Origin of the sequence: Actinoplanes sp. NBRC 103695 (genome assembly GCF_030269485.1) — a bacterium.
Lineage (GTDB): Bacteria > Actinomycetota > Actinomycetes > Mycobacteriales > Micromonosporaceae > Actinoplanes.
In genome coordinates this window covers 1-15,384 of the sequence record NZ_BSTL01000041.1, presented here as the reverse complement: position 1 = coordinate 15,384, position 15,384 = coordinate 1, and the positions used below count along the sequence as shown (strand labels likewise).

The window sequence follows — 15,384 nt, the reverse complement described above, 5'->3', positions numbered from 1 at the left end:
GACGCGTCAGACGACGGCCATGTCGACGAAGCGGGAAAGGTGTAGCTGAGCGGCGACCGTCACCGTGTCGGTGGGGCCGTTTCGGTGCTTGGCGACGATGAAGTCGGCCTCGCCCGCTCGCGGGGACTCCTTGTCGTAGTAGTCGTCCCTGTGAAGGAGGATGACGACGTCGGCGTCCTGCTCGATGGAGCCTGACTCTCGGAGGTCGGAGAGCTGGGGGCGCTTGTCGGTGCGCTGCTCGGGGCCTCGGTTCAGCTGGCTCACCGCGATCACCGGGCACTCGACCTCTTTGGCCAGGAGTTTCAGGCCTCGGGACAGGTCGGCGACCTCCTGCTGGCGGCTCTCGGTGCGTTTCGGGCTGGTCATCAGCTGGAGGTAGTCGACGACGATCAGCTTGAGGTCGTGGCGCTGCTTGAGGCGTCTCGCCTTGGCCCGGATCTCCATCAGGTTCATGCTCGGGGTGTCGTCGACGAAGATCGGGGCCTCGCTGATCTCGCCCATGCGGCGGGCCAGTTTGGTCCAGTCGTCGTCGGAGAGCTGGCCGGAGCGGAGCACGTGCAAGGGCACGCGGGCCTCGGCGGACAGCAGACGCATGACGATCTCGATCTTGCTCATTTCCAGGCTGAAGATGGCGCTGGCGCAGTTGGCGCGGATCGCCGCGTTGCGGGCGAAGTCCATGCTCGCCGTCGACTTACCGAGACCGGGGCGGCCGGCCACGATGATCAGCTGGCCGGGGTGCAGGCCGCTGAGCAGGCGGTCGAGGTCGGAGAAGCCGGTCGGTACGCCGGTCATCATGCCGCCGGCGGCGCCGACCGCCTCGATCTCGTCGAGGGTGGGCTGCAACATGTCGGCGAGCACCACGAAGTCCTCGCTGACGCGTTTCTCCGTCACGTCGTAGACCGCCTGCTGGGCCAGATCGACGACGTCGTCCACGTCGCGCCCGCCCATGCCGCCGGTGCCGTAGCCCAGCTGCACGATCTTCGTGCCCGCCTCGACCAGCCGGCGCAGCACGGCGCGCTCGCTGACGATCCGCGCGTAGTAGGACGCGTTGGCCGCGGTCGGCACGCTCTCGATCAGCGTGTGCAGGTAGGGCACGCCACCGATGCGCTGCAGGTCGCCCGCGTCGGACAGGGCGGCGGCCACCGTCACGCCGTCGGCCGGCTCGCCCCGCCCGTACAGGTCGAGAATGATGTCGAAGACCGTGGCGTGCACAGGTCGGTAGAAGTCGTGGGTCTTGAGGATCTCGACGACGTCGGCGATGGCGTCCTTGGAGAGCAGCATGCCCCCCAGCACGCTCTGCTCGGCCGCGATGTCCTGTGGTGGCGACTTGTCGAAGCCGCCGCCACTCCCGCCGCCGTCAGACGGCCGAGGCGGGGACTGTGGTCGGGTGTCATCGGTGATCGACACGCGGTGTTCCCCCTCCGTCACGACCGCTGATGCGAGGTCGATCCGCATTCGGCCACCCTGATCAAACAACCCGGGTACGACACTTTCGGCTGATCCTGTGGCCAGAACCACCCGCCACGCCGGTGTGGTGCGTGCGACGGGGCCGGGGAAGCATACGAAGCGGCCGGTGACCTGCCCAACCTGGCCGGTGGACGAGCCTTGGGACAACCTGTGGACATCCCGCACAGACCTGTGCGCAGCCCTGTGCACAGCCTGGGGATAACTGCTGGGGATGAACTTTGATGTGCCTTCTTTAGCTGGCATTTCGCTGTCCTCACGGTGTGGACGAGCAAAAACTGCCCGGCGTGACGAAGCCGTCGCTTCTGGGCGTTGCGGTTCGCGTTTTCAGCGGTCACAGTTTTCAGGTGGACCAACGGGATTGGGACTACGGCGCCCGCCTGCCGCGTGAAGGCCGCGCGCCGGAGTCCCGCTCATCCAAAATCGGTCCGGAATCTACCGAAAATTCGAACACGTACAGCTCCGTGACGGACACGGGGAGCATGCAGCCCATTCCCGAGGCGGTCGCGTGGGCCGAACGGGCCGATGCGTGGGCCTCCCGCCCGGAGGAGAACGGCAGCTCCGGCGCGGAGCTGAGCCGCTGGTCAGACTCCGCATCGGCCGGTCGCCCGGCATTCCCGGCCGACGGTGTCGGGTGGCGCACCGAGACCGCGGAGTGGCGCGCGACCGAGCAGACGGCGCGCTGGCGGCAGACCACCGAGTGGCGTTCCACCTCGGGTACGCACGGCTACCGCACCACCACCGAGGCCTGGCAGACCGGCGCCGGGGCGGAGGGCTTCACGCCGCCGGTCGAGTCGGCCGCCCGGCAACCGCTCGCGATCACCGGCAGCGCGTACACCGCTCCACAGGGTGACGACGCGGGTGTGAACGGCACCGAGGCGACGCGTACGTGGCAGACCGACGACGGCGCCGGCAACACCTCGTGGCACCGGGTCGCGGGCGGCCCGCCGCCCCCCGCCGAGGAGCCGCGCCCGGCCTGGCAGCAGTTCACCGAGCCGCCGTCGTCGTCATCCTCGGCCGCGCCGTGGCAGCCCAGCGCACCAGCGGCGCCGTGGCAGCCCAGCGCACCCGCCGCACCGTGGCAGCAGAGCGCGCCGTCCTGGCAGTCCACCGACCGTCCCAGCGCGACCCCGTCGCCGTCCTGGCAGAGCCTGGTCGACCAGCCTGACCCGGCCCGCCCGACCTGGAACACCACCGGTCCCGTGCCGACCATCAACGGCACGACGGTTCCGTCCGATCAGGGCGCGCGCTCGGCTCCGTTCGACGAGGCCCGCCACCTGGTCCGGGAGGACGACCGCGATCGCTGGCGGCGGGAGTACGGCGCCGACGAGTCCCGCCCCGGCGGCCGCCGACGTGCCGCGGATCCAGGATCAAGGACCGGCTCCGGTACGGGGTGGAGCACCCGTTCCGACGCCGACAACTGGGCCGGCCACGCCGATACCGGCAGCATGCAGATGTTCGACGCGGCGGCTCTGGCCGCCCCCGGCGACGCACCCACCTGGCGGGGTTCCGACGAGCCCGCCACCGGCTGGCGCGACGACCCGGCCCGCCCGTCGTGGCGTGACGACCCGGACGCGGCCCGCAACTCGACGGCGACGCCGTCTTGGCGCACCGACCCGGGCGCGCCCCGGCATGTCTCGGCCGCCCCCGCCTGGAACACCGAACCCGACCCGCGCGCTCCCGGCCAGGACACGCGCAACCTCGGCCAGGACCCCCGCGGCCTGGGCCAGGACCCTCGCGGTCTCGCCCAAGACCCACGTGACCCCGGCCTGGACCCTCGCGGCCCGGGTCGAGACCCACGCGGCCTGAGTCAGGGTGGCCCGGCGCCTTGGAGCGCCGCACCCACGAGCCCGGACACCCGAGGTCCCGGGCCCCGAAGCCCTGAGCCTCCCGGCGGCCCGACCTCCTACGCCGCCGATCCGCGGACCGGAGCGCCGTCGTGGGGTACCGAACCGACCGGCCGCCGCCGTGCCTCCGAGGACGAGGGCCCGAGCTGGCGCCGCGACCCGGCCGATTCGCCTCGCGTCAACGGCGCGGCCGCCGGCGGCTGGCAACGCGACGACGATCGGCGCGGCACCCAGCCTCCGCCCGCCGGCGGTCCGGCCGGCGGCGGCCCGGCGGCCATCGGCTGGCGCCCCGAGGAACCGCCCACCGAAACGTGGCGCGACCCGCAACGCGCCAACCCCGCCGACACCGGCAGCTGGCGCGACCCCCAGCGAGCAAACCCGGCCGACACGGGCAGCTGGCGCGACCCGCAACAGGCCGGCCCCTCCGACACGGGCAGCTGGCGCGACCCGCAACGAGCCGATCCGGCCGACACGGGCAGTTGGCGTGATCCCCAGCGCGGCAATCCCGCGGACACGGGCAGCTGGCGCGAGAACGGTCAGCGGACCGGTCCCAGCGACTCGGGAAGCTGGCGCCGCGAGCAGCCGCCACCCGCCACCGGGCCTGCCGCCGTCGGCTGGCGTTCCGAAGAGCCGCCTACGGAGACGTGGCGCGACCCGCAACGCGCCAACCCGTCCGATACGGGCAGCTGGCGCACCAACGGCCAGCAGGCCGGCCCTGGCATTCCCGGTGGGCTGAGCGGTCCCGGTGTGCCCGGGGGTCCCGGCGGGCTTGGCAGTCCCGGCAACTACGTCGGTCCCGACGGGCCCGGTGGCTACGGCGGCCCCGGTGGCTACGGCGGCTCCGACGGGCCTGGTGGCTACGGCGGCCCTGGTGGGCCTGGCGGCGTCAACGGATCCCGCGGCCCAAACGACACAGGCAGCCGGCGACGTGCCGACGGCCCCCGACGTGGCGACGACAGCTGGCGCCAGGACCTGACGCCCAACGACCCGACCGCCGACGGCGCGGACGGCGGCGACCCCGTCACGGGTGGCTGGCGGCGCGACGCCGACACCGGGCAGTGGTACCGCAACGAAGGCGCAGCCGAGAGCATGCGCCGCACACCCCCCGGTGACACGGGCAGCTGGCGCGACGCCCAACGCGCCGGCCCAGGGGATACCGGCAGCTGGCGGGATGATGGACGGCGCCCCCGCCCCGGCGATACGGGGAGTTGGCGCGACGGCCCCCCTTCCGAGGGCGGCCGCCGCAGGGTCGAGCCGGAGGCCCGGCGTAGCGGCGAGCCGCCCCGCGCGATAGAGACCCGCGCCATCGAGAGCCGCCCTGCCATCGAGAGCCGCGCGGCGATCGAGAGCGGCCGCCCTGCCGAGGAGACCGGTCCGTCGTGGCCGGGCGCGCGGGATCCGAACGGACTCCAGCGCCCAGGCCCGCCAGGACAACCGGTCGGCCCGGCAGGCATGGGCGGCCCGGGGTGGCGCGAGGGCGAGGAGCGGCCCGACTGGCGTTCCGAACCGCGCCGCGGCTCCTGGGAGGACGACCAGCGCGACGGCCCGCAGGACTGGCGCGGAAACGGCCGCCCCCCGGACGGCACCGCCCGAACGGGCTGGAGCGAGAACGACAGCGCCCGCCAGACCCGACCGCCGATCGATGACGACCGCCCGGGCCGGCGTGGGAACGGCGACGGCCGGCGCCTGGACGGTGACGGCCCAGCAGGCTGGCGTCCGGACGACGATGTCACCCAGACGTGGCGCCGGGACGACAGCGACGCCCCGCGCCGCCGTGGCCGGGACGACGACGAGCCGCCCCGCCCGACCGGCGGCGCTCGGGCGATCGGCTGGCGCGGCGAGGAGCGGCCGGCGGTCGATCCGTGGTCACCGGCGCCCGGCGACACGTCGACGCGCGGTGGTCAGGGCGGCTCCCGTACCCCTGACGCTGTCGGCCGTGCCCGCCCGATGAACCCGAACCGTCGCCGCATGGACGACGACGGCCCGGACGCCACCGGCACCCGCATGAGCCTGGACGACGACGGCCCCGGCGGCACCAGCACCCGCATGACACGCGGCGACGGCCCAGGCACCACCGGCACCCGCATGACACGCGGCGACGGCCCAGGCACCACCGGCACCCGCATGACACGCGGCGACGGCCCAGGCGCAACGGGCACCCGCATGACACGCGGCGACGGCCCGGGCACCACTGGCACGCGGATGAGCCGCGGCGACCGGCCAGACAGCACCGGTACCCGGATGAGCCGGGGCGACGCGACGGTCGGCCCGGACCTGTGGAGCCGGGAGCAGGCTTCGCGGACGAACGGCAACTGGCCGGCCGACCCCCGCGACGCGGACTGGCGCGATGAGCTGCGCGGCGAGCTTCGTGCCGAGGCGGAGACGTCGGTCGGCGACGCGGTCACCGAGATCCGCCGGGTGGAACCGGACTGGCTGCAGGCCGAGCGGGAATCCACGACGCGCACGACGGCCATCTACCGGGAGAGCGCGACCAGCACGGACTGGCGCAAGGACCTGGCCGCGGAGAACGACCTCGCGGACGGCGAGTCGCGGCGCTTCAACACGCAGGACTTCGTGCCGTTCAAGGGCGGCGGCGACGCGTCGGTATCGGCCGCTCCGGTGTCGCCGAACGTCGAGGCGATGCCCCCTCCGGCGCTGCGGGGCGGTGGCGCCGGTGAGGACACCCAGTGGCCGCCGCGGCGGTCGGCGAGTTCGGCGAGCCCGTCCAGCACCGGCTCGTACGAGCGGCGGCCGGTCGGCGGCGGCCTGGCCACCGCGATGCGCCCGACCAGCCTGCTGGAGCCGGACGAGGACGAGATCGAGGAGGACACGGGTGGCCCGCTCGCCGCGGTCGGCTACACGGCCGTCTGGTACGGCGTACCCGTGGTCCTGTTCCTGCTCTACTACCTCGTCGTGCTGAACGGCGACGAGAAGGCGACCGCCCTGGACACCCTGGCCGGGGCGGCACCGCAGTTCGGCCTGTCGCTGGTGCTCAGCATGGGTATGGCGGTCGGCCTGCGTTGGGCGAGCGGCTCCTGGAAGGCGGTCAGTGTCGGCCTGGCGGCGGCCGTGATGGGCGGCGGCCTGGCCACCGTCCTGACCTCGGCCATCACGGGCAACAGCCTCAGCTAGCCGGCAAGCAGGACCTCGAGGCTCGGCCCGGAACACAGACACAGAGAAGAGCCCCTGTGTCCGCGCTTTCCGCAGACCCAGGGGCTCCTCGAACTCTCCGAACTACTTGGCTCCGAGAACCGTCACGGGGAACGTGGCGGTCACCTCGGGGTGCAGCCGGATCTTGACGTTGTGCTGGCCGGTCGTCTTGATCTGACCGGGCAGCTCGAGACGACGACGGTCCAGCGCCGGACCACCGGCGGCCTTGACCGCGTCCACGATCTCGGCCGGGGTGATCGAGCCGAACAGCCGGCCGCCGTTGCCGGACCGCGCCGACAGCGACACCTTGAGGCCGGCCAGCTGGTCCTTGACCTCGGTGGCGTGGCCCAGGTCCCGGATCTCGCGCGCCTCGCGGGCCCGCTTGATGACCGTGACCTGCTTCTCCGCACCCTTGGTCCAGCGCATCGCGAAGCTCTGCGGGAGCAGGTAGTTGCGGCCGTAACCGTCCTTGACCTCGACGATGTCGCCGGGGGATCCGAGGCCGGTGACCTCCTGCGTGAGGATGATCTTCATCTCCGGTCCTCCCCTCAGCGTGCCGTGGCCGTGTACGGCAGGAGCGCCATCTCGCGGGCGTTCTTGACCGCACGGGCGATCTGCCGCTGCTGCTGCGAGGTCACGCCGGTGACCCGCCGAGCGCGGATCTTGCCGCGGTCGGAGATGAACTTGCGCAGCAGCGCGGTGTCTTTGTAGTCGATGTAGGTGATCCCGTCCTTGTCGAGCGGGTTCACCTTCTTCTTCGGCTTGCGAAGTGCGGCAGCCTTAGGCATTGCTCTTACTCCTGAACGTTTCAGATCTAGAAAGGTGGCTCGTCATCGAAGGACGAGGAGCTGCGGCTCGCGCCGGCCGCCCCTCCACTCGTGGAGGCCGGTGCCGCCGTGGCCCACGGGTCGTCGAAGTTGTTGCCTCCGCCGCCACCGCCGTTGCCACTGCCGCCACCGGCTGGCCGGGCTCCACCACCGCCACCGAAGCCTCCGCCGCTCCCTCCGGAGCGACTCATCTTCTGCACCTTCGCCGTGGCGTAGCGGAGCGACGGGCCGATCTCGTCGACCTCGAGCTCGTAGACGGTGCGCTTCTCGCCCTCGCGGGTCTCGTAGGACCGCTGGCGCAGCCGACCTTGCACGATCACCCGTGAGCCGCGGGTCAGCGACTCGGCGACGTGCTCGGCGGCGTCACGCCAGATGTTGCACGCGAGGAAGAGTGGCTCGCCGTCCTTCCACTCCCCGGACTGCCTGTCCAAGGTCCGCGGCGTCGAAGCGATGCGGAACTTGGCGACCGCCGCACCCGAGGGGGTGAAGCGGAGCTCGGGATCGTCGGTCAAGTTCCCGACGACCGTGATGGTGGTTTCTCCTGCCATGATCTTCTCCTCGCCGCTTTCCGTCGTTCTCGCAGAAGGCTCTCAGAGCCCCCCGACAAAAACGAGCGTCAGCGGGTCTCGGGCCGGATGACCTTGGTACGCAGGATGGACTCGTTCAGCCGCAGCTGACGGTCCAGCTCGGCGACGGCCTCAGGCGTCGCCTGCAGGTCGACCACGGCATAAATGCCTTCGGCCTTCTTGTTGATCTCGTACGAGAGCCGGCGACGGCCCCAGACGTCGAGCTTCTCCACCGAGCCACCCGAGCTCCGAATCACGTTGTTCAGGTACGTGTCGAGAGACGGGGCGACGGTGCGCTCCTCGAGACTGGCATCGAGGATCACCATCAGTTCGTAATGACGCAAGACAATCTCACCTCCTGTGGGCTGAGCGGCCACGGTATTTCCGTGGCAGGAGGTCTTGTGTCGTCCACGCAGGCCTGATGCGGCCCAGGCGGACGGTCAAGTGTAGCCAGGTCGGCGCCCGGAAATGGAATCGGGCCCCGCCGCAGGTGCGACGAGGCCCGTCCGAGGAGCCGCGGGGCGTCCGGTCCGCATTCGTTGGGTGGGACCTGGGGAGGAACGACCACACCGATGAGGTTGGACACAGCCGCCCCGCGGAGCTTGCTGCGGGTAGCTTACGCGATGTTTGCCCGGGATGCACGTTGCGACACAAATGCCCGAATGGCGGCTACTGCCACGCCCAGCACGCACACCCCCGCCACCACCGCGAGCAGACCGACGGGTCGGTTCTCCGGCATCGGCCTCATCTCCGCGACCGGCTCCGCCGCCGCGACGTCGGTGGGTGGCACGCCGGGCGTCAGGGCTGCGGCTTCCGACATGGTCGGCAGACCGATCGTGGGTACGCCGGGCACAATCGCCCGCTGCTCGCCCGGTGGCATGCCGGCGAACGTCGGCGTGGTCACGTCCGTACCCCTCAGAGCCTTGGCCCTGACCTTGGTCGTCGCCGCTCCACCCTGAGGCATCGTCTGCACCGCCACCACCGTGGCCGGCGTCAGCGTGCGCTCGTCGGTCGGCCGCGGCGAGCCCGGACGCGTCGTCGTGGTCGCGGTGGAGGTGGCGGTCCGGGTCGGGCGGCCGGTCGGCGCGGAGGTGTCCGGCAGCGTGGAACCCGTGCTAGTCGGCGCGCCACCCGTGGTCGACGGCGTGGTCGGAGGCGTGTTGACGGCACCACCGGTCGGCTGCTCCGACGTCGGCTCCGGTTCATCCTCCGGCGGCGGACCCGTGGGCTCCGGCGTCGCGGTGACCAGCAGCGGCGTCGACTCGGTGCGGAACGGGCAGGACGGCGTCAGCTGCACGGCCGTCGTGCCGTGCCGGAAGACCAGCTCGGCCGAGCCGTCGTCGGGCAGCGTGCCCTTGAGCGAGTTGCCCAGCTTGAGCCGCGCGGGGTAACCGGTCCGGTTCACCACGCGCACCTTGGACTCGGCCGGAACCGTCATCGAGCTCACGTCCGGCGCCGAGCGACAGGAGAGCCCCAGCATCCCGTTGCCGTCGAAGACGACCTGCCGGTCCCCGGCCTCGATCTGCTCCGCGCTCGCCGTCCCGCTGGTCAACAGCGGCAAGCCGAGGAGAAGTCCCCCCAGCGTCAGCGCGGCCACCCGATATCGGACCTGCGACATGCGTATCTCCCAGCTACGGCCGACTCCGGCCCCGGTAGGCAAACGTGATCAATCCGTTAACGAGAGGTCACAAGCGGCGGTGACGCGGGCGCGTTCGGTCGTACCCGCGTCGTAGGCTCGACCCATGCGCATCGGAGCTCACGTCGACCCGGCCGATCCCCTCACCGGGGCCGCCGACCGCAAGGCGGACGCGGTCCAGTTCTTCCTGACCGATCCCCAGGGGTACAAGTCACCCCAGCCGCGGGCCGACGCCGAGGCGCTACGAGCGTCCGACGTGGACGTTTACATCCACGCGCCGTACATCGTGAACGTCGCGACGCAGAACAACCGGATCCGCATCCCGAGCCGCAAGCTGCTGATGTCGCACGCCAGGGCGGCCGCCGATCTCGGCGCGAAAGGCCTGATCGTGCACGGCGGGCATGTCAGCTCCGAGAGCGACCTGGCCGCCGGTTTCGACAATTGGCGCAAGGCTTTCGAGTACGCGGAGAAGGACGGTGGCCTGCCGCTGCCGGTGCTCATCGAGAACACCGCGGGCGGCGACAACGCGATCGCCCGCACCTTCGACAACCTGGCGCGACTGTGGGACGTGGTGGGTGGCTTCGGCGCCGGGTTCTGCCTCGACACCTGTCATGCGCACGCGGGCGGCGAGGATCTGCTCGGCATCGTCGACCGGGTCAAGGCGATCACCGGGCGGATCGACCTGATCCACGCCAACGACTCCAAGGACGCCTTCGACAGCGGGCGGGACCGCCACGACAACCTCGGCAGTGGCAAGATCGACCCGGAACTGGTGGTGGCCGTGGTTCGTGCCGCCGGCGCACCGGTCATCGTGGAGACTCCGGGCGGCGTCGAGGGGCAGTCGGCCGACATCGCACTCCTGCGCGAGCGCGCAGGCAGCTGAGCAGGCGGGCGTTCCGGGGGAGACGGATGACGACGGACCAGCCGGCAGCAGCGACCCCGAGCCCGCCGCCGCCGCGGGACGGGCGTGCCAAGGAGCCGGACCAGACAAAGGCCGCGCCGCCGCAGCAGGCAGAGACGGCACCGCCGCAGCAGGCAGAGGCCGCGCCGCCGTCGCCGGACCAGGAGGCGTCCGCAGAGGCCGCCCCCGCGCCTGCGCGCGATGAAGCCGATGATGTCGCGGCGGGCGCTCCGAAACCTTCACCGGCGGGCGATTCCTCCGGCAAGCCGGCCGCGCCGGACTCTGCCGGGAGCGAGGCGCCGGCTGGGCGCCGGGGTGGTCTCGGTGGCTTTGCGCGGCGGCTCATCCGTGGCGCCGGGCGTGCTCCTGTCGGGCCACAAGGGAGTAAAGGCCCGGACGCCTTCGCCGGCGAGATCAAGGGCGCGGGAGTCACACCGGCCGGTCCGGAGGGCTCTTCGCGCGTCGGCGCGCCCCCGGTCACCCGCGTGCTGAGCGAGGTCGAACGCGCCAAGGCGGGCCTCGACGACGAGGCCGGCCTCGACGACAAACCTGACGCGCCGGCCGGGGCCGGACAGACCGGTGCGGCCACGGCCACCGCCGTCGAGGAGAAGACGGACGAGGAGAAGACAGAGAAGACGGACGGGAGCGACCCGGAAAAACTCGGGGAGAAAGCCGGGGAGAAGACCGAGGAGAAGCCGGAGAAGGGCCGCAGGAAGCGCAAGAAGGCCCTGCGCGACGAACGCCCTCCCGGCGCGCCGCCCGACCCGTGGTCCGCGTTCGCCTCGACCACCGAGCGAGCCCCCGGACGCATCCGGCGCGGCCTCCGCCGGGTCGGCCGCGCGTTCCGCCACGAGTACGCGCTGGTCGTCTACGGCGGCCTGCTCCTGGCCGTGGTCCTGACCTGGCCCGCTCTGCAGTACCCGCTGCACACCGTCCCGCAGGAGCTCTACGACCCGGCCCGCCAGGCCTGGCAGGTCGCCTGGGCCGGGCACGTGCTGATCACCGACCCCGCGCAGCTCTGGCAGTCCAACGCCTTCTACCCCGAGCACAACAGCTTCGCGTACGGCGACAGCCTGCTCGGCTACGCGCCCGCCGGGATGCTCGGTGACGGCCCGGGCGCGGCGCTGCTGCGGTACAACATCCTCTTCGTCCTCGCCCACGCGCTGCTGTTCATCGGCGGTTACGCGCTGGTCCGGCAGCTCGGCGCCGGGCGCACGGGGGCGGTCGTCGCGGCGGTCGCGTTCGCGTACGCGCCGTGGCGGATGGCCCAGGAGGGACATCTGGACGTGGTTTCGGCCGGCGGGATCCCGCTGGCGCTGGCGATGCTGGCGCGAGGCCACGGGTGGTCGATCCGGTGGGGCTTCCGGCCGGCGCGACGCCGTTCCGGCTGGGTGGCGGCCGGCTGGCTGGTGGCGGCCTGGCAGGTCAGCCTCGGGTTCTCGCTGGGCGTGCCGTTCGCGTACGTCCTCGTCGGGGTTGTGCTCTTGATCCTGCTCGGCGTGCCGCTGCGATGGTGGCGCCGCCACCGCAAGCGGAAGCGGCCGGTGCTCGGCTGGCGGGTGTGGGTCGCCGACCTGCTCGGCGTGACGGTCGTGGCGTGCATCGGCGCGCTGGTCGCCATTCCTTATCTGCGCGTGCCGGGTGGTGGTCCGAGCGGCGCCGAGATCGACTTCTTCTCACCGACCTGGCGCAGCCTGCTGATCGCACCGGCCGAGTCGCGGGTCTGGGGCGGCTCGCACGAGGTGCCGCGGGCGTCGCTGAGCTGGCCGGCCGAGATGACGCTGCTGCCCGGCTTCGCCCTGTACGCGCTGGCGCTGGCCGGCCTGGTCTTCTCGGTGTGGCGCTGGTGGCAGCGGCTGCTGCTGGTCGCCGGGCTGGCGGTCGGGGTGATCCTCACGATGGGCACCGCGTTCTTCGACGGCAGGTGGACCTATCTGCCGTTGTTCGGGCACTTCCCGGCGTCGTTCGGGCTGCGGATCCCCGGGCGCCTCATGCTCTGGGTGACGCTGGTGCTGGCGATTCTCGCCGCGGGCGCGGTGGCGGAGTTCGTCCGGCGGGCGGAGCAGTGGGCGGAACAGCGGATCCCGCCGTTCCCCGGGCCGTGGCTGCGGCTGGCGACGTTCGTGCCGTTGCTTCTCGTCCTGGCGGAGACGGTCAACGCGACACCGCATCCGGTGCAGCCCGACCAGCCGTCCGCGATGCGCACCGAGGCCGGGCCGGTGCTGGTTCTGCCGGCGGCGGCGCTGGGCGACCAGATCGCGATGCTGTGGTCGACGTCCCGCTTCCAGCCGATCGCGAACGGGTCGGGTGGTTTCGCCGCGGCCGGGCAGACCGAGCTGCGGCAGTCGGTGGCCTCGTTCCCGGACGCGGCGAGCATCGACTATCTGCGCGCGGCCGGCATCCAGACGGTGATCCTGGTCCGCTCGCGGGTGGGCGGCACGGTCTGGGAGCAGGCCGGCGACGTCCCGGTCGACGCCCTCGGCATCCGGCGCGAGGACGTCGACGAGGACACGGTGGTGTTCAGGCTGAGCTAGTTCTTCTCAGTACCGTTCCGCGGAATCGGGACACCCACGGGGCGTCGGGGGCGGCGTCCAGGATGCCGCCGTCCGGGTCGTCGGCGTACGACTGCCGGACCACGTCCAGCTCCGGCCGCCAGATCTCCCGGATCACCAGCGCGCACAGGATCACGACGGTGGCCAGGCGCAGGCCCGACGCGAGCACGAACGTCCCCTCGGGGATCACCGGTTTACCGCCGGCGCCGAGCAGTTCCGCGTAGAACGCCGCGTAGTAGCCGATCTCCGCGACCGTCCAGGCCAGGATCGCGCCCCACCTCGGGCGGGCGAGGACGATCAGCGGCAGCAGCCAGAGCACGTACTGCTGGGACCAGACCTTGCTGAAGATCAGGAAGGCGGCGACCACCAGGAACGCGACCTGTGCCAGGCGGGGCCGGCGCGGGGCGAGCAGGATGAGCAGCGCGATCCCCCCGCAGGCGACGACGAGGAACAGGCCGTAGCTGATCCAGTTCAGCACCCCGATGTGGTCGCTCAGCCACTGGAACGGGCCCTGGTCGCCGGGCACGCCGGTGTTCCACTTGGTGTCCAGGAACCGGCCGATATACCAGAGGGTGCCCCAGTCGATCGGCCGGCTGGTGTTCAGGTTGAAGAACCGCGCCCAGCTGTCCGGCCACAACAGCAGCACGGGCAGATTCACCGCCACCCAGACGGCCAGGGCGGCGCCGAACGCGTACCCCCACTCGAGGACCCGCCGGGATCGCAGGCCCAGGAAGAGCAGCGGGCCGAGGATGAAGATCGGCCAGAGTTTGGCCGCGCCGCCCAGCCCGATCAGGACGCCGGCCAGCACCGGATGTCGCTTCGTCCAGGCGTAGAGGCCGAACGCGGCGAACCCGATGGCGAGGAAGTCCCAGTTGATCGTGGCGGTGAACAGCAGGATCGGGGAGAGCGCGAAGAGGGCGATGTCCCAGGGTCGTCGCCGGCGCAGGGCGAGCATCACCGCGGCGGTGGCCACGGCGAGGATGCTGAGCAGCAGGGCGTTGCCGTCGTAGAACCAGGTGCCCTGGTTGATGGACGGGTTGTTCTTGCCGATCTCGTGCACCGGCAAGCCGATCGCGCCCATGAAGTAGCCGGTGACCACCGGGTACTCGACGGCGTGGTCGCGGTAGGGCACCTTGCCCTCGTTGAGGCCCTCGGCGTAGTAGAGCGCCAGCACATCGGTGTAGCAGAAGTGCGTGTACTGGGTGTTGTCCTGCCAGTCGCCGTCCCGGCAGGGCGATTTCTGCACCCAGTGCAGCGCCAGCGTCAGGCAGCAGAGCGCGAGCACGATCCGCGCGGCGGTCCAGAACCTGCCGGGCCGGCCGTCGGGGTTGGCGGCGTGTTCGCCGAGCGGGCCACCGATCGCCTCGGACAGTCCGCGGACGAACGAGTCCGGCGCTGCTGACCTCACGGGATGATCACGCTCGAGGTGATCAGGCTCGGTGCTCATGACTTGGCATCATGCCTCATGAACCAGACGAAAACGGCGCTCGCCCCCGGTGTCCCGGGGGCGAGCGCCGTGAGCTAATCGTCCTCGTTGTTCTGGCCGCCGCCCTGATCGTTGGTATCACCTGGCTGTTGCTGGCCGCCGTCGCCATTGCCGTTGCCGTTTCCGCCGTTGCCGTTGCCGTTGTCCGGGTTCGGCGGCGGGAACGTGATGCCGCCCGGGTTCTGACCGCCCGGGTTCTGGCCACCGGGGTTCTGGCCACCGGGGTTCTGACCGCCGGGGTTGCCACCCTCACAGAACTGGCCGCCCAGGAGGTCACACGCCGGGTTTTCGGTCTTGGGCTTCTCGAGGCCGTTGCCCTTCTTGCTCGGGTCACCGACCTTGACGTCCGGCGGGAAGTCGTCCTTCTTCGCGTCGAGTGCCTTGTTGGCGAGGTCCATGAAGACCTTCCAGGTGTCACCCGGAACCGAGCCGCCGGTCATGCCCTTCTTGCCCTTCGGCGTCGAGTAGATCGGCAGAAGCTCCATCTTCTTCTTCTTGACCTGCTCCCGGCCGATCCAGACGGAGGCGGCGAGGTGCTTGGTCCCGCCGACCCACCAGGCGTCGCCGTTCTCGCTGGTGCTGCCGTCCTTGAACTCCCAGGTGCCGGACTTGCCGATCGCCTCGTAGCCGTTCTTGAGCGACTTGCCGTTCTTGCTGACGATCTGCTGCAGCACGTGGTCGATGGCCGCCACGACGTCCTCCGAGAACGCGGCCTTCGGCGCGAGCTTCTCGTTGTGGTACGCCTTGAACTTGCCGGTCGCGTTGTCGCGCTTCTGCACCGACTTGACGAAGTGCGCCTTGTTGTACTTGCCGTTGTTGGCCAGCGTGGCCACGCCGTTCGCGTGGTCGAGCGGTGTGATCGCGTACTGGCCGTACCCGATCTCGTTGCCGAGCTGCGCCTTCAGCTTCTCCTTGTCGGTGACCTTGTTCAGGTCGATGCGGCCTTCCTGGCCGG

General features: G+C 71.4%; 11 protein-coding genes. 3 read left to right on the top strand and 8 right to left on the bottom strand.

Annotated features, from left to right (window positions below; all coding sequences use genetic code 11):
• Positions 1-6: 6 nt before the first annotated feature.
• Positions 7-1,407 carry a replicative DNA helicase gene (gene dnaB, locus QSK31_RS43285; protein WP_285690873.1) on the bottom strand — a complete coding sequence of 467 codons (1,401 nt, stop codon included), beginning with the start codon at positions 1,405-1,407 and terminating at the stop codon, positions 7-9.
• A gap of 521 nt (positions 1,408-1,928) precedes the next feature.
• Between dnaB and QSK31_RS43280 the strand changes: the two genes are divergently transcribed.
• Complete coding sequence (locus QSK31_RS43280; RefSeq protein ID WP_285690821.1) at positions 1,929-6,443, top strand: hypothetical protein; 4,515 nt, start codon at positions 1,929-1,931, stop codon at positions 6,441-6,443.
• A 102-nt stretch (positions 6,444-6,545) separates the two neighbouring features.
• Here QSK31_RS43280 and rplI read toward each other — a convergent pair whose 3' ends face one another.
• From rplI to QSK31_RS43255, 5 genes are all read right to left on the bottom strand, one after another.
• Positions 6,546-6,995, bottom strand: coding sequence for a 50S ribosomal protein L9 (rplI, locus tag QSK31_RS43275; RefSeq protein WP_285690820.1), 450 nt, complete (start codon positions 6,993-6,995; stop codon positions 6,546-6,548).
• A gap of 14 nt (positions 6,996-7,009) precedes the next feature.
• On the bottom strand, positions 7,010-7,249 hold the full coding sequence (rpsR, locus tag QSK31_RS43270; RefSeq protein WP_285690819.1) for a 30S ribosomal protein S18: 240 nt from the start codon (positions 7,247-7,249) through the stop codon (positions 7,010-7,012).
• 26 nt (positions 7,250-7,275) lie between these two features.
• The gene (locus tag QSK31_RS43265; protein WP_285690818.1) at positions 7,276-7,836 is read right to left on the bottom strand and encodes a single-stranded DNA-binding protein; all 561 of its coding nucleotides are present in this window, start codon (positions 7,834-7,836) and stop codon (positions 7,276-7,278) included.
• A gap of 68 nt (positions 7,837-7,904) precedes the next feature.
• Positions 7,905-8,198: a 30S ribosomal protein S6 gene (gene rpsF, locus QSK31_RS43260; protein ID WP_285690817.1), complete on the bottom strand. Its 294-nt coding sequence runs from the start codon at positions 8,196-8,198 to the stop codon at positions 7,905-7,907.
• 272 nt (positions 8,199-8,470) lie between these two features.
• Positions 8,471-9,472 (bottom strand): hypothetical protein, encoded by a 1,002-nt coding sequence (locus QSK31_RS43255; protein ID WP_285690816.1) that lies wholly within the window; start codon positions 9,470-9,472, stop codon positions 8,471-8,473.
• Between the two features lie 124 nt (positions 9,473-9,596).
• On the opposite strand from QSK31_RS43255, the gene QSK31_RS43250 reads away from it, so the two are divergent.
• Both QSK31_RS43250 and QSK31_RS43245 read left to right on the top strand, forming a co-directional pair.
• Positions 9,597-10,373 (top strand): deoxyribonuclease IV, encoded by a 777-nt coding sequence (locus QSK31_RS43250; protein WP_285690815.1) that lies wholly within the window; start codon positions 9,597-9,599, stop codon positions 10,371-10,373.
• A 503-nt stretch (positions 10,374-10,876) separates the two neighbouring features.
• Positions 10,877-12,925, top strand: coding sequence for a hypothetical protein (locus QSK31_RS43245; protein WP_285690814.1), 2,049 nt, complete (start codon positions 10,877-10,879; stop codon positions 12,923-12,925).
• Here the strand turns inward: QSK31_RS43245 and QSK31_RS43240 are convergent.
• Together QSK31_RS43240 and QSK31_RS43235 are read right to left on the bottom strand one after the other, a co-directional pair.
• The gene (locus QSK31_RS43240) at positions 12,912-14,390 is read right to left on the bottom strand and encodes a glycosyltransferase family 87 protein (protein WP_285690813.1); all 1,479 of its coding nucleotides are present in this window, start codon (positions 14,388-14,390) and stop codon (positions 12,912-12,914) included. The two genes, QSK31_RS43245 and QSK31_RS43240, sit on opposite strands and share 14 nt — an antisense overlap.
• 74 nt (positions 14,391-14,464) lie before the next feature.
• A partial coding sequence (locus tag QSK31_RS43235) for a penicillin-binding transpeptidase domain-containing protein (protein ID WP_285690812.1) occupies positions 14,465-15,384 on the bottom strand: 920 nt, incomplete at its 5' end.